This is a genomic window from Streptomyces sp. NBC_01352 (genome assembly GCF_036237295.1).
GTDB lineage: Bacteria > Actinomycetota > Actinomycetes > Streptomycetales > Streptomycetaceae > Streptomyces > Streptomyces plumbiresistens.
In genome coordinates this window covers 11,212,818-11,229,328 of record NZ_CP108354.1, presented here as the reverse complement: position 1 = coordinate 11,229,328, position 16,511 = coordinate 11,212,818, and the positions used below count along the sequence as shown (strand labels likewise).

At 67.5% G+C, this 16,511-nt stretch carries 17 protein-coding genes and 1 pseudogene; 7 read left to right on the top strand and 11 right to left on the bottom strand.

Annotated features, from left to right (window positions below; translation table 11 throughout):
* Positions 1–82: 82 nt before the first annotated feature.
* On the top strand, positions 83–1,423 hold the full coding sequence (locus tag OG252_RS51770; RefSeq protein ID WP_329345043.1) for a helix-turn-helix domain-containing protein: 1,341 nt from the start codon (positions 83–85) through the stop codon (positions 1,421–1,423).
* Here OG252_RS51770 and OG252_RS51765 read toward each other — a convergent pair.
* Positions 1,401–1,934: an NUDIX hydrolase gene (locus OG252_RS51765; RefSeq protein WP_329345042.1), complete on the bottom strand. Its 534-nt coding sequence runs from the start codon at positions 1,932–1,934 to the stop codon at positions 1,401–1,403. The genes OG252_RS51770 and OG252_RS51765 overlap by 23 nt on opposite strands.
* Before the next feature lie 189 nt (positions 1,935–2,123).
* Here OG252_RS51765 and OG252_RS51760 point away from each other — a divergent pair.
* A pseudogene (locus tag OG252_RS51760) lies at positions 2,124–2,402 on the top strand (AraC family transcriptional regulator); the annotation flags it as partial.
* A gap of 617 nt (positions 2,403–3,019) precedes the next feature.
* Complete coding sequence (locus OG252_RS51755) at positions 3,020–3,847, top strand: hypothetical protein (RefSeq protein WP_329345041.1); 828 nt, start codon at positions 3,020–3,022, stop codon at positions 3,845–3,847.
* A 142-nt stretch (positions 3,848–3,989) separates the two neighbouring features.
* Here the strand turns inward: OG252_RS51755 and OG252_RS51750 are convergent, their stop codons facing one another.
* Together OG252_RS51750 and OG252_RS51745 are read right to left on the bottom strand one after the other, a co-directional pair.
* Complete coding sequence (locus tag OG252_RS51750; RefSeq protein ID WP_329345040.1) at positions 3,990–4,784, bottom strand: hypothetical protein; 795 nt, start codon at positions 4,782–4,784, stop codon at positions 3,990–3,992.
* An 18-nt stretch (positions 4,785–4,802) separates the two neighbouring features.
* On the bottom strand, positions 4,803–5,273 hold the full coding sequence (locus OG252_RS51745; protein WP_329345039.1) for a hypothetical protein: 471 nt from the start codon (positions 5,271–5,273) through the stop codon (positions 4,803–4,805).
* 791 nt (positions 5,274–6,064) lie between these two features.
* Between OG252_RS51745 and OG252_RS51740 the strand changes: the two genes are divergently transcribed.
* Positions 6,065–6,574: an HNH endonuclease gene (locus tag OG252_RS51740; RefSeq protein ID WP_443068475.1), complete on the top strand. Its 510-nt coding sequence runs from the start codon at positions 6,065–6,067 to the stop codon at positions 6,572–6,574.
* A 245-nt stretch (positions 6,575–6,819) separates the two neighbouring features.
* Here the strand turns inward: OG252_RS51740 and OG252_RS51735 are convergent, their stop codons facing one another.
* Both OG252_RS51735 and OG252_RS51730 read right to left on the bottom strand, forming a co-directional pair.
* Positions 6,820–8,109, bottom strand: a complete 1,290-nt coding sequence (locus tag OG252_RS51735; protein WP_329345038.1) for an MFS transporter — start codon at positions 8,107–8,109, stop codon at positions 6,820–6,822.
* A 176-nt stretch (positions 8,110–8,285) separates the two neighbouring features.
* Positions 8,286–8,810 (bottom strand): AAA family ATPase, encoded by a 525-nt coding sequence (locus tag OG252_RS51730; protein ID WP_329345037.1) that lies wholly within the window; start codon positions 8,808–8,810, stop codon positions 8,286–8,288.
* 158 nt (positions 8,811–8,968) lie between these two features.
* Between OG252_RS51730 and OG252_RS51725 the strand changes: the two genes are divergently transcribed.
* Positions 8,969–9,205, top strand: coding sequence for a hypothetical protein (locus OG252_RS51725; RefSeq protein WP_329345036.1), 237 nt, complete (start codon positions 8,969–8,971; stop codon positions 9,203–9,205).
* Between the two features lie 290 nt (positions 9,206–9,495).
* Here the strand turns inward: OG252_RS51725 and OG252_RS51720 are convergent, their stop codons facing one another.
* Positions 9,496–9,912, bottom strand: a complete 417-nt coding sequence (locus tag OG252_RS51720; RefSeq protein WP_329345035.1) for a hypothetical protein — start codon at positions 9,910–9,912, stop codon at positions 9,496–9,498.
* Positions 9,913–10,225: 313 nt separating this feature from the next.
* A complete protein-coding gene (locus OG252_RS51715; protein WP_266447566.1) occupies positions 10,226–10,651 on the bottom strand; it encodes a hypothetical protein in 426 nt (141 codons plus the stop codon).
* Between the two features lie 340 nt (positions 10,652–10,991).
* Between OG252_RS51715 and OG252_RS51710 the strand changes: the two genes are divergently transcribed.
* Positions 10,992–11,705: a hypothetical protein gene (locus OG252_RS51710; RefSeq protein ID WP_329345034.1), complete on the top strand. Its 714-nt coding sequence runs from the start codon at positions 10,992–10,994 to the stop codon at positions 11,703–11,705.
* 247 nt (positions 11,706–11,952) lie between these two features.
* On the opposite strand, the gene OG252_RS51705 is transcribed toward OG252_RS51710, so the two are convergent.
* Entirely contained in the window at positions 11,953–13,617 is a 1,665-nt protein-coding gene (locus OG252_RS51705; protein ID WP_329345033.1) for a hypothetical protein, read from the bottom strand.
* A gap of 22 nt (positions 13,618–13,639) precedes the next feature.
* Between OG252_RS51705 and OG252_RS51700 the strand changes: the two genes are divergently transcribed.
* Positions 13,640–14,299: an ATP-binding protein gene (locus OG252_RS51700; RefSeq protein WP_329345032.1), complete on the top strand. Its 660-nt coding sequence runs from the start codon at positions 13,640–13,642 to the stop codon at positions 14,297–14,299.
* Positions 14,300–15,015: 716 nt separating this feature from the next.
* Here OG252_RS51700 and OG252_RS51690 read toward each other — a convergent pair.
* From OG252_RS51690 to OG252_RS51680, 3 genes are all read right to left on the bottom strand, one after another.
* Positions 15,016–15,387: a toxin Doc gene (locus OG252_RS51690; RefSeq protein WP_443068474.1), complete on the bottom strand. Its 372-nt coding sequence runs from the start codon at positions 15,385–15,387 to the stop codon at positions 15,016–15,018.
* A 2-nt stretch (positions 15,388–15,389) separates the two neighbouring features.
* Complete coding sequence (locus OG252_RS51685; RefSeq protein WP_329345031.1) at positions 15,390–15,641, bottom strand: YlcI/YnfO family protein; 252 nt, start codon at positions 15,639–15,641, stop codon at positions 15,390–15,392.
* A 180-nt stretch (positions 15,642–15,821) separates the two neighbouring features.
* Positions 15,822–16,463: a PHP domain-containing protein gene (locus tag OG252_RS51680; RefSeq protein ID WP_329345434.1), complete on the bottom strand. Its 642-nt coding sequence runs from the start codon at positions 16,461–16,463 to the stop codon at positions 15,822–15,824.
* Between the last annotated feature and the right edge of the window lie 48 nt (positions 16,464–16,511).

Below are 16,511 nucleotides of genomic sequence, written 5' to 3'. Positions count from 1 at the left end.
CTGATTACCCAACTTGGGTAACATCGCGGCAAGTAGAGAATCCGCGACGTTGCGTAGCCCTCGCAGTTTGGGAGCTTGCCCAATGCCCGACCCCGACCGGCCGCAGGAGCTGCCTGCCCGGCTGCTCACCGATCCCGAGATGATCAATGCGTGCCGGGTACGGGACTTCGGCAGAGTCTTCCGGCTGGTGAAGACCAGAGCGGGCATCTACCCGTCGATGATCGCAAGGCGCTGCGAGCTGACGCCGAGCCGCGTCGGCGAAGTGATCGCGGGACGCCGCCAGTTGCTGCACATGGACGTCGTCGAGCGCATCGCCGACGGCTTGCGCATTCCAGGGCACATGCTCGGGCTTGCCCGGCGCCCATGGGAGACGCCCCAGGCCCTCGTCGTCACCGAGCAGGAGGCTCCCCAAGTGGCGGAGCAGGAACAACTCGCCCCTGCGTCCCTACCGGGACCCGATGTGGACAGCATCCTTGCGCTGACCACGCGTACCAACCTCAGCGCAGCAACACTTGAGGCATTCCGGTCCTCCATCGAGGACTACTGGCGACGAGACGACCAGCACGGAGGCGAGGCACTCCGGCCAGCCGTCGTCGGTCAGCTTCGGTATGTGGTCGGACTCCTGAAGGAGAGCCGACCCCCAGCCATCCAGAACGGCCTGTACGGGATCGCTGCCGAACTCGCTCGCCTCACCGGCTGGACGTACTTCGACGCCCGCCAGTACAACCAGGCCCGCGCCTACTTCACCGAGGCCCTGCAACTCGCCAAGACCATCGACGACCGCCAGTTCATGGCCAACGTCCTCGCCTGCATGAGCTTGCAGGCCACCTACCAGGACAAGCCCGCGGACTCCCTCGCACTCGTAACCGCCGCCCAGGACCAGGCCCGCTCAGCCGCCGACACCACCCCACGGGTCCTGTCGATGCTGTCCATGCGGGAAGCCTTCGCCCATGCCACCCTCGGAAGCCAGGCCTCCACTCACCGGGCGATCACGGAAGCGCACAGCCAGTTCGAGCAGATCCAGGCGAGCGACCCGGACCCGTCGTGGGTGGCCTACTTCGACGAGCCGAAGCTCATCGTCGATACCGGCATTGCCCACGGCCGACTGGGCGAGGCAGCGACCGCTGAACCGTTGATCGCGGATGCTTTGCGCCGGGAAGCCCGCAACAATCAGCGAGGCCGCGCGTTTCACGCCTTCTGGCTGGCTCGCACGCAGCTGGACCAAGGCAAACTTGACCAGGCGTGCCACACCGCCACTCAAGCTCTGGAGCCCGCATCGGCGGTGGCTTCGGAGCGAGTGTCAGGCCACCTCAGGGAGTTCTACGACCAGTTGGCCCCACACAGGCAGAAGCCCGTAGCCCTGGCCTTCGAGGCCCGGCTACGGGAACTCCTCCCACCGGTCAGCGGATCGCTTCATCCATGAGCAGGTACAGGAGGCCGACAAGGGATCCGCTGCTCACGATCTCCCGACGGTCGATCATCCCTCGCACCTCGCTGAGGGGTATCCACTCGATGCGGTCGGACTCGTTCTTCTCCGTGGGCGGACCGTCGTAACTCGCGCCGTCCGCACGGAAGACGTGGTGCTGCGAGTCCGTGATCCCGTTGGCCGGCTCGGCGTAGATCAGGGGCTTGATGGGCCCAGGCCGCCAGCCGGTCTCCTCCAGGACTTCACGGGCCGCCGCCTCCTCAGGAGACTCGCCCTCCTCGACCAGGCCCATGGGCAACTCCCAGGCCCAGGAGTCCGTGATGAAGCGGTGCCGCCACATCATCAGCACCTCCTGGCGGTCGTTGACCACGGCGGCCACGGACAGGTGCCGCAGGCGAACGACGTGGTACTCCCACCTGCGCCCGTCAGGCTGCTGGACGTCGACCAGACACAGATTCACCCAAGGGTTGGTGTAGATCTGTCGCTCACCGTGGGTCTTCCACTCCATACCTGCGGCCCCTCTCGATCGGACTCCAGGATCTCAGACCGATCCGGAGGAGACCGCAAGTCCGACGCTTTTCGCGTCATCCTGACGAGATGGCCTGGATGACCCGCACTCATTCGGGCTGGAGCGGCCACGCCCCAGGCGGCGGCAAGGGTGATCTTCCTGGGCTGGGCGGCTCGTACACTGACGAAAATGGAGGACCACACGGCCACCGGGATCGGTGCACGTCCGGCGCCCGTCTTGCGGGAGTACGTCGACTCGTATGTCGGCTTCGACCTCCGCGGGCTCCCGACGGGGGTGCACTGCGGCCCGCCGAGCCGCGCGCTCACTGCGGTGATCAGCCTGTCAGATCCTTTGGAGGTGGCGGCGGGCGTTGACGACGGGTCACCGGTCACCCGATTCGGCAGCGTGGCCGGCGGTCTGATGTGCCGGTCCGTCGCGATTCACCACGACGGACGCCAGCAAGGTGTTACCAGCACGCCCAGGGCGTTCCGGAACTCCTCCAACTCACTGCCGCCTAGCAGGAAAAGGCGGATCAGGTGACCACCGATCCTGGGCTCCCCTCGGTCAGAGAGTCCCTGACCCGGCCCCGGCGCACGGATCCACCTGGGCACCGCCGTGTCGTACGCGACCCGGTGCGGTGATACGGCGCTGGCGGCCTCGGCGTACGCGGCGCAGAGCATGGTGGCTCGCCACACTGGCAACCTGACCGCCGCGTACATGTACGCCGAGCGCGGCGCGGCCGCGGCCCCCGCCGGCCTGGTCCGTGCGCAGATCCACGCCTGGGTGCTGCTGCTCACCCTCGCCCAGCAGGGCCGCGACCGGGATGCGGGCTCCCACCAGACAACGAGGACGACGGGTGCCGCCGCAACTGCCCCGAGGGCTAGTGCTTCTGCCCGATCCCCGGCGAAGTCCCGATCAACCCGGCCTGCGGCGACCTCCAGTCGTCGATGCGCGACTACGGGTGCGGCTCCTGCACCGTGTGCATCGGATGCCACTGCTGGGAGTAGCCCGCCCGCGGCCCGCCGCATCGTGTATGACGGACGGGCCATGCACGCGGCTGAAACAGGAAAGGGGCGGCACACCAGGTGACAATGCTGGATCTGGGGATCACCGGTCCCGCGCAGAGCGACTATCTGTACCACTTCACGGGGCGCGAGGGGCGGCGGCCCGATTTGGTACCGGACGTGATCCAGGGCATGAGCGCGCAGGAACGCCTGGACAGCATCCTCCGGGAGGGGCAGTTCCGTGCATTTCCGCCGTTCGGCGCGACCACCCCATGTGTTTGCTTCTCGGAGAGCCCGCCTGATCACCTCAAGTACCTCATCGGCACGCGCCGGTTCTCTCCCTGGGGCATCGTCACCCATCGATCCACACTTCTCACCTTCGGCGGAGGATCCGTCGCGTACGTCCCGGACTCCGTGTACGCCGAGTTCCAGCAGGCTGGGCTCGGGCACTGGAGCGTGCGTACGGCCGAGGGCTCGACCTGGATGCATGAACGCGAATGGCGACTGCCCCGGGCAAAGGGCTTCGCCGGGATCTCCAGCGTGCAGGCCATCCTCGTCGGCGACATCAGCTGGCGGCCCTCGCTCGTCGAGGTCGGCTGGGTGGACCGGTCGACAGGGGAGCCGGTGACCGGGGAAGAAACCAGTCCGTACGCCGAGCAGGTCTACGAGCTGCCCCGTCTGTGGCGTGAGTCGGCGATATGGGTCTGGGACGCCCGGGCGGAGGCTGTCGTACGGTACGGGCCCGGCACGCTGTCGCCAGCGGGCGAGTGTTCGGCGGCCTGCTCCCTTCTTCGGGTTCATGTACTGCCTTGCCAGCGCGGGCTTCGCGGCGGTCCCCCTACTGACATGGCACCGGAGAAACGGCCAGCACTCAGTCGGGCGCCGAAACCGGCCGCCCGGTCGAGGTGAACAGCAGGACCAGAGCCGGTCGTTCGACTTCGGATCCTTCCAGAGCGACAAGGCCCTGACCTGGCCAAGCCGGGGGTGGCACAGGAGCCGCTGCGTGTGCAGGCGCGCCACTGGATCACCAGCGTGGGCACGGCCGAGGCGCCTACTCGGTGTCGGGGGCGACCGTGCTGTCGTCGCCTGGCGTTTCGGAGCCGCTGGGCAGTGGGTCCGGTTCGGTGGATGCGTCGTTACGGGCGACAACCTGCTGCCACCGGGAGTCGGGGTCACCGACGATCTCGACACCGTCCACGGGCTTGGCCGAGGACAGGGTCTGACTGACCGTGGCGGCCGTGCCGCCCAGCGCCTTCACCGCGACGCTCCCCGCTTCCAGGTCCGAGGGGCTGAGCGTGCGGGATGCGGAACCCTCCCACTCGCCTGTGCCGACCGTGCCGTCGTCATAGGGCAGCACGGCCGTGCTGTTGATGATCTCCCAAGTGCCGCTCGAGGCGAATTTCCCGATGGGCATGATGTACGTGTGGTCAATTGCTAGGCGCGGGGACTCCTCGATCGCAGCCGGGGTTGCCTGCCCGTCTTCGACGAGGGCGCCGGACGCCTGCAGCGTCAGTGTCGGCGGGATGGGGGTCGTTGCGTTGGGGAGGAGCTCGTTCTTCCAGATGACGCTGACCACCGAGAGAGTGACCTCTCGCGGCTGATAACCGCCGTTCTCGTCTGACTCTGCTTCGGAGACGCTGATGGTGTCGCGTTCGGCCGTGACGCGGGCGACGACGACGGCGTCTGCGTAGGTGACCCATTCTGCGGGGGTGTCGGCAGGCACCCTGGGCTCGCCCTCCATCAGGGCTATGCCTGCCCCTTGGTCGGCCGAGGCTACGCCCCAGGCCACACCCCCCGCGATGGCCAGGGCCACGACTGCCGAAGCGGCCTTCATCCTGTTGGACAACCGCATGACTCCCCCTGGTCAGTAAGTAGCGTTGATGTTGCCGACGTTGGTCGGGCCCAGCGTGCTGAACTCAGACGGCCTAGTCATGCACCGCAACCTGTCGTCTCCGTTGCTGAGAGCGGGCGACGCTCGATTGCCGTGGGTGAGGCCAACAGCATGGCCGGTCTCGTGACACGCTGTCGACTGGGTCGGGCCGGCCGTCGACCACCGTGCGTAGTGCTGATCGCACCGGCGCGCGCTGACCGCGTCGTTGCACCAGGTCATGCCGATGTTCCCGGACGGAACCGGTTTATTCCCCTGATAGATGATGTCGGTTTCCGCGCTGCCGCTGGTGACGGCGCTGCTGGAAAAACTCACCGTCAGGTCGGTGCCGGCATAGCTGCCGTTCAGGGTTGCCGCAATGCTTGCTTTGCCGTAAGTGTTGAGGCTGCTTTCCCGGAACACGGTCAGTGTTGAGTTGTCGGTCTGGCAGAAGAACCCTTCGCTCACGGCGGAGTCGTGGCAGGCGACATCGTATGCGCCCGTCGGATACATGTTGTCCGTGACAATGACGGCAGACGCCGTTCCAGTCGTAGCTGCTAGCGCTCCTACGGCACATACAAACGCTGTACGCGACATGCGTCTAAGACGCGAAGAAGCCATCTCAACCCCCACATAGAATGGAACGCAATTACTGCACTGCTTTACGCAAACAGATGCGCGGAATCTTCAATCTTCGACTGAGCTCAGCCGTCCACTCGCGACGCCGTTCTGGGGCATGCTCAGCCAGGGCGGCTTCAGTAGGCACTCCTCAGTGGCTGATCACCCCGGTGCCTGGCGTGCATAGATCCCCTCCAATGCCCCCGTATGCACCAGCCACTGGCCACCCTTCCGCGGCACCGGCCGCTTCCACGCGGTGGAGATTCTAAGAGAATCAAAGGGAATTTAGATAGCCCCATAAGGCGCGCCAATCCGGACACACTAGTGCTTTACACGCCGCTTTTTCATTGCGTCAACTATTGCGGGCGACGAAAACGCGCCACCTCCGCGCAATTGGAATGGCCAGTTCCGTGCACTAGAGCTTATCGGCCAGCTGAATGGCCATTTCTCCCTCTCCTGCTTTGTTCCGGCTTGGCTGGCTGCGCGATCCGCCCGGGCCCTGCCCCATCCCGGCCCACGGACCGGCGTGATGGTGTGATTTAACCGCCCATCGGGTGAGCCGGCCACGGAACGCCGAGCGGCGCGGAGTCGGGCCGTCTACGAAGATCACAACCAGTTCGCGATCTTCGGAAGGAAGCCCTGTGCGCCCCACCCGCGCTGCCACCGCGGCCGCCGTGCTCTGTGCCCTCGCCGCGTTGTTCAACCCCACTACTGCGCACGCCGCCGACCCGGGCGACATGATCGCCCTGCCGGTCCGCGACGCCCTGGCGGCACTGCCCATCCAGGAGGAGAGCCGCGCCGGCTACAGCCGCGACAAGTACCGGCACTGGATCGACGCCGACCGCGACGGCTGCAGTACCAGGAACGAGGTCCTCCTCGAGGAAGCCGTCACCGCTCCTGAACAGGGCGCCAACTGCACCCTGCGCGGCGGCTCCTGGTACTCCCCCTACGATGACGCCACCTTCACCCAGGCCCGCGCCCTCGCCATCGACCACCTGGTCCCGCTCGCCGAGTCCTGGGACTCTGGCGCCTCCGCCTGGACCACGCAGGAACGCACCGCCTACGCCAACGACCTCGACGACGCCCGCGCACTGATCGCGGTCTCCGCCACCTCTAGTGGAGTGCGCGTGGGTTCCCACAGTTCTTCGTGAGGGTACGACGTCCGATTGCAGCACGTGGACGGCCTGGTTGTTGGCTTCACTCGTTGGTGTGAACTCTCAGCAATAACTCGCGGATTCTGCGAGTGGTTGCCGTAATTTGCGGTTCCGTGGCCGATTCCGAAAGTCGTGTGCTGACCCTGGTGGGTTCGCCTGCGGGCTCACCGGCGATGACGGACGAAGACGTGCTGCCGGTCGAGACCGGGCTGGCGGACGTCGTCACGCTCCAGCGCCGCGGCTCAGTCACCGTTCCGGTTGATCTCGATCCGCCGAAGCGAGACCACCACCAACGGCAGGAGCATCGCCACCGCCGCCACCCCGCCGCCGGTGACGGCGACCGTCGCCGTTCCGAACGCCGCAGCGAGGAAGGGGGTGGACAACTGGCCGACGGGAACGGGCACGAAGGACCAGAACTCGTCGTGGGCGCCGACCCGGGACAGCAGCCGTTCCGGGATGTGGGTGTTGTTGACGGTCTCCCACACGACGGTGAAGAACTCGGCGACCACGCCCGCCACGAAGGCCGCAGCCGCCAGCCAGAGGGTGTTCGCGCCGACGCCGAGCAGGATCAGCGGCAGCGCGCCCAGCGACATCGAGGCCAGCGCCGGCCCCATCGGCCGTCGCACCGTCACCTTCACCATCACCACGCCGGCCGTCAGCGCCCCGACACCGCGGGCGCTCAGCACGAGTCCCCAACCCTCGGCACCGATGGTGCCGTTGGCGATCACCGGGCCAAGGATCTGCCAGACACCCCTGTTGAGGGCGTTGAAGACAGCGAACGCCAGCGTCACCGACCAAATCCACGACTGTGAGCTGAAGTAGCTCCAGCCCTCCCGTAGTTCACCGAGCATCGTCGGGCCGCCCTCGGTACGCGGCAGCAGGTCCGGCAACGACACCCGGGCGAAGCACGCGGCCGCCAGGAGGAAGGAGACCGCGTCCGCCGCGATCGCCCAGCCTCCGCCCACGGAGGCGGTCAACAGGCCGGCCGCTGTCGGACCGAGGATCTGCGCAGCGTTCCTGACGGACGCCAGCAGCGAGCTGGCTCGCTGGATGCCGCGTCCTGCCGTCAGGTTCGCGACGATGCCGCGCAGCGCGGGCCTGGTCAGTCCCTGGAAGATGCCGTTGAGGCCCGACAGCGGCAGCAACAACGCCGGGTGCTGGTGCGTCAGGAGGACGAGCGCTACTCCGGCCTGGGTGAGGCCGGCGCCCAGGCTGGTGAGGCGCAGGACGGTGTCGCGCCGGTAGCGGTCGGCGATACCGCCGCCGAGGAGGAGCGTCGCGAGCATCGGGACCAGGGCCGCGGTGGTGACCGCGGACAGCCAGCCCGCACTGCCGGTGGCCTCCAGGACGCCGAAGGCCAGGGCGACCGGCGCCATGGCGCTGCCGGCCATGGAGATCGACTGACCGGCCAGGAACCATCGAAAGGCGGGTGAGCGGAGCGGCTGCCCGGGCGCGGGGCCAGTACGAGATGCCGGCAGTGCGTCCCCCGACGGTTCACGATCTGGGCTCTCTGACGCATCTGTTGCAGGCACAACGGGCCACCGTGCCAGCGCATGCTGGACGTCTCAAGTGGTTTTCGCACAGCGGTCGCGCCGCTCGGAGGAGCGGCTCCCAGAAACCGAACGGTTCTAGAGCCTGTCTGACGGATTCTGGGCTCGGCGCTCCTGGCATAGCTGCGTGACTGGGCGGCACCATGTTGGCCGGACAGTCACGCGAGCGATGGCCACCGGTCAGCGGCCCACTCCAGCCATCCTGACCATCCAGGAGGCGGACCTCCTACCTCGTGTCCGTCAAGTTCCGTGGCATCGGGCTCCTCGAACAGCGTCCTCCAGTGCGAGAGGTCCATCTCGCTCATCATGAAGGTCTGATCAGGGGTGGTCGACTGGCGATGGGTGATCCGAGCAAGTTGGGTCTCGTGGTCCACCGGCACGTATACGAGTTGGCAGGACGCGCCCGCAGACTTCACCAACCAGCGGATCGCGGACCTCTCGTCACGAGACCAGCATCCGAAATCCAGGATCACGTTCGTTCCCAGTTTCAGCGCCTCCAGCCCCAGCCAGAGCAGCCGTCCTTCCAGCACATCGCGCTTCCCGGCCGGCTGCGGATCGCCGAACAGCGGGAGCATCCACTCATCAGGTGTCAGCCGCAGCGCGCTGTGCTCCTTGGCCAGTTGTCGCGCTCTCGTGGTCTTTCCGGCCCCGGGCAGGCCGACCGTCAGGAACAACGTCGTCACGCCCGGATCTTGTCACGACGGCCAAGTGATCACGGCCTGAGGCAAAGGCGGATCGAGGCCGCGGTAGGCAGACCGAATTGGCCACAAGATCCGCCGGACAGGCTCTGGCTGGAACCCGCACGTCAGCCTCTCCAGATACGGAGCCAGCGTGCGGGTTCTTGGCGGCACAGCTCCGGGATTCTGCGAACTCACGCGCTTCCAACCGGTCCAAGTCCGATCAGGACCCCGCCACCTGGCAGTCCCCGGCCCACGGGTACCGCTGCACGTACGCCACCGACTGGATCACCGTCAAGACCCGCTGGGGCCTCACCATCGATCCTGCCGAACAGGCCGCCCTCACCGACACCCTGGACGGCTGCCCGAACACACCCATCGACGTCACCCTCGCCCGCTGAGACGACAGCGGCCGGGCCCGCCGCTACGGGGGGAAGCGACGGGCCCGACCAGCCCCCACACTCCCACACTCACCGACCCGGCAAGCACGCTGCCCTCGATGTAGGCGCAGCCACCTCGGGTGGAGGTCATCCGGATCTACATCGGCTGAGCGGGAAGGCTTCGCCAGCGCAGCCGTCGGCTGAGTCGGGAGACTCGGTGGGCAAGCTCCCGCCTTGCCTGGGCAAGCCCTGCTGCTTCGGGGTGGCAAGCCGGTCCCACCGGTCTCGGCCGTGGTGCCAGCCCGGGGTGGTCAGGTGCGGGTGACGGTGAAGCCGGTGTTGTTCAGGGCGCGGGTCCACACGTCGCGGTCGAACCACTTGGTGATGTCCGGCTGCATCTCGGTGAGGGTGCGCATGCGGGCCTGCCAGTCGTGGCCGGTGGGGCCGCGGTTGCCGTCGCATCCCTCGCAGCCGTCTTCTCCGTGGAGGTGGCTGGCCATCCATGCGCTGACGGCGACGTTGAGGATGACGGCGTACAGGTCTCCGCCGGTCCGGGCCAGGGCGTCTGGCACGCCGGCGAGGATCAGAGCCAGCTCGGGGTTGTCCCGCGGCGGCAGGGGCGCTTGTCCGACCGCTTCGTCGGGGCTGCTGTCTTCGAACTCCCGCATGCTCTGGGCGAGGCTGTCGGCGAGCGCGGAGGCGTCGAAGTACCGCCAGGCGGATCGCACCTGGATGCCGAGCTGGGGAACCGACGAAATGCGGGCTCCTGAGGTGACGGAATGCGCGGAGGGTTAACCTCGCGCTTTCATAGGCGTGCTCGTCCACGTCTTGATCAAATAAGCGGAGAGTGCTCCTGACCTGCAACGATGGGACTTGCCTAGCCCGCATTCCGCATCTCGAAGGCCAGACAACAACCAGATCAGCACCGGGCGGCGGCCCGGCGCTGTAGCGGCGCGTCTCAACTCGAACACGTGCGTCATCCGCAACAGGATCGCGAGCGGGTCGACTCGATCTCGGTAGCCGCGGGTGCGGCGACGGCCGTCAAAGTTTCGTGCGGTGCGCGGTTGTCCAGTGCTGGCGGCTATGCATCGCTGCCTGGAGACGCCGGTTCAGCGCCGGATCACCGTCGAACGGGTCCACCCCCGCACCCACCACCACGGCCCTGGCAGCCATGTGCTGTGCCACTGACGGCGTGGTCAGTCGCTGCTCCAGCTCGGTCAGTTCATCGCGGCTGAGGTAGACCCCCGGCGAGATTTCCAGCCTCATCCGGTCGTCGGGGGACTGGTGCGCCGCCATCCACCAGCGCAGGCCGTCCTCCTGGCCCAACCGGGCGTAGTTCGCTGGGCCGGCCACCATCTCCCAGTAAGTGGGCTGGAACTCGGGTGGCACCAGCGACGACATCGCGTCGTTCAGCTCCGGCTTGTGTTTCCAGACGAACAGCAACTCCGTGTACGGCCGGTAGCCCACGCCTATTCCAGCCAACACCGGATCCTCTCATCGCTGTCCACCGATAGAGACGCCAACGTAACGCGACGCGTCAAAAGGATCAATCCCGGTCGCCGGCGGTCCGCCGACTCCGTCGGCGGACCGTCAAGAAAGATCGAGGTTAACGGCTGCCCGTACGACCGCCGCATGTTCGTCGGCGCTCTTGCCTTGCTGGTTCCCAGATTGGGAACGCGGAACATACTCGGGCATCTTGGCCGTTCGTCGTTGCGGTGGATATGAGAGTCGACGAGCACCTGGGCCGGCAGGAAGTTCTCGGCCCCGCGTGCCCGGCAAGCATCCCAGTGCGCCCTACATTTTCTCCATGAACGCGCTCACCTGGATTTCGGCAGCCGTCGCGTTGGCCAGTGCCGCAACGACAGCGTTCTTGGGCTACTGGCTTCAGCGGCGCATTGTCGCCGTCGAGCGGCTCAACTACATGGACCAGTACGGGGCATCGCTTGCCTGGGCAGCGTTCGACCTGCAAAGCCGCCTCTTCAACATCCTCGGCCGCACATACTTCGCCTTGTTCCTCGCGGAGGGAACAAAGGACGATACAGAACTCGCCCGGCGAAGCACCGTCTTTGTGATCGCCGAGTACCTGGGGTGGGTCGAAATCCTCCGGCGCGACGTGCAGTTTCTGGACCTCGGGCGCAGCGGCCCCAACCGCCGGGTCATAACACAGCTGTCCCAGATCGGTCAGACTTTCCATAAATCCTTTGCTCAGCATGACGAGCTACGGCTGTTCCGCATTCAGCAGCGCGCCATCGGCAGTGTCATGATCCACCCGGACAGCGAGCCAGGCCGCCGACGCTGCTTGGACTATCCCGAGTTCTGCAGACGCCTCGACAGCGACGACCGCTTCGGGGTGTGGTTCTCTAAGTTGCTGCAGGATGTGGACGTGATCGCCGCAGATATCACCGCCTGCGAACCGCGCCTGCAATCATTGCAGCGGCAGCTGGTGGAGCTGATCGACCTGCTCGACCCGGACGCCGTACGGTTTCCGCAGTTCCACCGGAAGGTGTACGGCGATCGATGACCTAAGGGCAAACCCCCGGGCCCTAAGAACCCAGTTCGCTGGGAGACTCCACGCCCCTTCACGGGAGGCCCATCGTCTCGACTGCCGCGTTTCAGCAGGTCAGTGAATTCCGTCGATTGGCCGAGCTGGTTGGCCATCGCCTGGACGTTGCGCTCGATGGTGTCCTCCACCGTTGCGGGGGTGAAGGTGACGCCCCGGCGGGCCAGTTCGGCGAGGGTCTCGGCGACGGCTTCTTGGTTGATGGTCGTCAGCCGTACAGCCACTTTTCCCAGGCTTTGCGGCCGGTCAAGGCAGTGGCGGGGATGCCCAGTTCGGTCAGCGCGCCGGGGTACACGCGCTCGTAGGCCGTGTTGTAGGCGCTGGCGAGGGCGGCGTCGCCGAGCAGCCACGGCGCGGGGGCGTGGTCGAGGTCGAGCACGGCGAAGGCGCCTTCGTAGCGGATGTGGCCGTGGAGGAGGCCGCGCTCGAGGAGGGTGTGCCAGCCGCGCCCGACGTGCTCGATCTCGGTCATGCCCTTGGCGGTGTCGATGACGGAAGCGACGTCGAACCGGCGGGGCGGGATGCGGGAATAGAGCTTCGCGATCATCCAGGGCAGGCCCAAGATCCGAAAGAGGTGTGTGCGATGGGCGCCGCCCGTGGAGACGTTGTAGAGCGGTCCGGCCGGTCCGTTGATGACGCTGAGGGAGATTTCTGGTTCCTCGGCAAGGTGGTGGCGGAGGAACGCGGCGAGCTGCTCGGGCTTGGCGGTGAGCAGTTCGCGGGTGGCGCGGGGTATCCAGCTGGGGCCGCGCGACGCCTCGGACCGGTCGAAGTCGCCCCAGACCTTATCGACGGCGTGCACGATGGCGTCGGTACGCACCCAGGCGGCGCTCTCGCTGGCGGCCCAGTGGTGCTCTTGCTGGCGGTTGTAGAGGTTGAAATGCGGCGACTGCGGCGCACGGGCCTGGAGCTGGGTGGTGGCCGCGCGCACCCGATCGCTGATCTCGTGCTCGGGCCAGGCCCGCTGGAGTTGGGTGATGGCGGCGACGGTGGCGTCGAGCGCGGCGCGGTCGGCATCGAAGGCGCGCAGGACATCCACCCGATCGATGCCGGGTGCGTCACTGCCCGCTGCGGGGGCTTCTGGCCGTTCGCCGTGCAAGGTCAGGGTGATCTGTGGGCGGTGGCGGCTGGTGGCCTCGAACGGCTGCAGGGCTTGCTCGACGGCGTCGGGGGTGGCGCTCCAGCCGCGCGCACAAAGACCGTCGTCGCGGTGCGCGGTCAGGATGCCGTCGCTTTGCCACGTCGCTGCCCAGGTGCCGCCCGGCCGGTCGAGGTGGACGGGCCGGCGCGCGAGGTCGGCTTCAAGTCGCTGAAGGTCGCCGCGGCGCCGGGCCCGGGCGAGCAGGCTCGGCGCGGGGCGCAGCACACCCGCCAGGAGCTCTTCGTCGAGCGGATACTCTGCGCGCTCCCTGTGCCATTCGTGCAGGAGGTCTCGTGCCTGGGTGATGCGGTGTGCGGCCTGTTGGGCTGCGTCGCGAAGTTCGTCGCCGTCGAGGTGGTCCTCGACGGCGGCCGCCGCGTGCTGGCCGGCTGCGGCTACCACCTGGTCCCATTGGTACAGCTCCTCGGTGGCCTGGTGCCACAGGTAGCCCTCGCGGGCGGACGTGTCCGACTCCTGGGCGGTGGTGAGGGACCGTACGATCTGGGCGCGTTCGGCGGGCGGCTGGCCGCGGCCGCGGCGTACGGCGAACTGCAGCAGGATCGAGGTGAGGCGGCGGGCGAGGTGCGTGGGCCGGGGGCGGCCGTCCTTATTGCCGACATCCAGGTCGGCCATCCCGACCACCCAGCCCTGTTGATGGCGCTTCTTGAAATCGGCTCTGGCCGCAGTTTCGTGAGCGACCCGATCTTGGTGGGTTGCCTGCGAGGCCAGCACGAGCTGCCTGGATACTTGCCTGATGGAGGTTTCTAGGGGTTCCTGGGTCAACACCACGCACGGTTGGTCCAGCGTCGTCGATCTGGACCATCTGGCATCTATCCGACAAGCTCCAGAGAAGTTCGCACCAGGTGGCCCGTGGCATCTTCTCCTTGAGGTGCTTGCATACGCCGCTGACGAAGCATCAAGCAGGGGCGGCGGACGCTGTCTCGTCACCCTCTATCCGGATGGCTCCTTGTCCGTGGCGGATGACGGGCGGGGCACTGATACCCGTACAGACGAGCACGGCCAGATCGTCAAGAAGCCGGTCATGGCATCAAAGGATCTTCGGTTCTTCGACTTTCCGGAAGCGGAGCTGCTTCAGGACGGTCATCCGCGCCGGGGTATGTCTGTGGTTGCCGCGCTCAGCGAATGGCTCGTTCATACCAACCGCCGGCTCAATGGGGCCTGGACCCAGCGCTACGAGCACGGCATCCCGGCTACTGACCTGGAGCCTGTCGAGCCCGACGGCAGCACCGGAACACTCGTCCACTTCAGACCGAACGACCCCCTGCGTTCGCTGCGAGTGTCGGTAAAGGGCCAGTTGAAGCGTCTGGCCATGATGTGGCCGCATCTGGAGGTTCAGGTGGATGACCGAAGCAATACCGGAAGCTCATTGCTGGGTGAGGATGCGGGTCCGTAGGAGTTCGAACGAGGCCCAGCCATACATCGCTCGCTTGAGTGTTTTCACCCGGTTCACGTGTCCTTCGACGACGCCAGAACTCCACGGGAGGTGAGGCCGGCGGTGATGGCGTCGAGGTCCTGGCGGAGGAAGCCGGCGAAGCCCTGCATCGGCTTCCGTGCGTCCTCTTCGGCCTGGCGAATCCACTCCAGTAGCAGGTATCTGCGCCGGTGACGCAGAGATCGGCGAAGGCTCGGGCCAGGTCACAGGCGCAGGTGATGTCCGGGCAGGCGAGCCGGACCCCCAGCAGCCGCTTGCCTTGGCTCTCGGTGAGGATCTCACGGGGCCGCATGAATCCAGGAGGTGATCTTCCGCGGGCTGGGGATGTCGGCCCGGACCGGTTCGGCGGTGCCCGCCCGCAGTGCGGCGAGGTGTTTGCGGACGACCTGGCGGCTGCCCCGGTAGCCACGTACGGAGGCTGCATAAGTGGCTTGTTTTCGTTCGCCCTCGCCTTCACCACGCCGTCCGCGGCGCCCACGATCAGGCGGCCGCGACGATCGCCCGGCTGCGCGAGAACAGCCATAGCGGCGACTGCGCCTGCTACAGAGGCATCGTCAGGATCGGCCTGCCGGTTACGGCGGCATCAAGCGCGCCGTGGGTCGACGGCGAAACCCGCCACTCGCCAGCGATGGAACGCTCTCGTCACGGCCCGCAGGGGCAGGCACCTCGGGGTGAGGTCAGATCCGCCAGGAGCGGATGCGGTCGGCTGTGTCGTACCCGTCGGCGTGGCCGGCGTCGATGTCGCGGGCGAGGTCGATCAGCGCGCCGTACGGCGGGTCCAGGGCCTCGCCCGCTGCATTCATGTACGCCGTGACGATCGCGGCGCCGTACAGGGCGTTGCGGGCCGGGAGGGGGCGCAGCCGGATGACGGCGTGCATCAGGGCCGCCGCACGCCAGACGTTGTCGACGGCGACGCCGACCTGGGGGGTGTTGACGCGGTGGCGGGCGACTGCGGCCACCAGGTTGGAGAAGTCATGGACCGAGGGGTGCTTGGGCAGCACTTCCGCCTGGCGCTCCAGCAGCCAGCGGATGTCGATGTGGAGGTCCATGGTCAGGCAGCAGCCCGTCCGGGGGCATCCAGTCGGGCCGGGGCATCGTCGGGGAAGGCCTCGTCGAACGCGGCCGCGTTGTCGGCGACGAACGAGCGGAAGACGTCGGCGGCGCTGTCCAGGCGGGGGTCGCGGACCGCGTTATGCGCGGCCTCGGTGATGAGCGCGGTGACCGTGGTGCCCTCAGCTTCCGCACGTTCCTGCAGCTGCGCGTGGAGCTCTTCGGGGACCCGGATCGTCACTGACTTCGACATGATTCGACCGTACAGCAAGGCGTACAGCAGGTGGGTCGGTATGGCGGAACCGAACTCGGAGGAGGTGTCTTTCCACTCGGTCCCGGCGCCCTCACCAGACAGGAGCGGCGCTCGCTGCCCGAGCTGGCTCCTGTCGCTCTTTCCACGCGTCCGCGCTCGTGATCTGCCGAGTGCAGTGGATCAAGGGGGTCGGAGGCCGGTGGACAAGGCACGCCTGAACCAGAACGGCCCAAGCAGCGCTTCGGCGAGGTCCGGGCGCCCGGCCGACAGCGCCCGCACTGCGCGTAGGCAGGCCCGAGCATCACCACCAGGTCCTCGTCCGCGTACTCGTGCAGCACCGGCCCGGACACGACCGGCACCGAGGCCGCCGGCTTGGGCGTGCGCGACGGACACCAGACGGCAAGCCTCGCCCACCCGCCCGCGTTCTGCGCGAGCAGCGTGAATGCGCAGCGGCGCCTGCGCCACGTGCGCGCCGCCGCGCACCGGCGTCCGGGTCCGGGCACGCCGCGGCGTGGGCGGCTCAAGCGGAGCGACCCCGATGTCCACTCCGAAGCCGGGCCGTATCCCGGCGGCCGCGGCGGGATGGGCGAAACGGACCGTGTCGGCGACCGTGTCCCGGTCGGTCAGCGCCAGCGTCGTCATGCCCCGCTCGGCTGCGCGCTGTGCCAGGGCGCCGGGCAGGGATGCGCCGTGCCGGGCCGAGTAGCCGGACGCGGTGTGCAGATGCTGACGGGCTTTCCTCAGCAGACTCACTGGGCACCCTTGCCACTTACCCGGCCCCCGGCACGTGGGCGGGCTGGGGTGTCCGTAAGCCGAACCCATGCGCCGGCTAGGCCAGTCGGCCGGGGCGAGGCTACCGATCCAGATGCC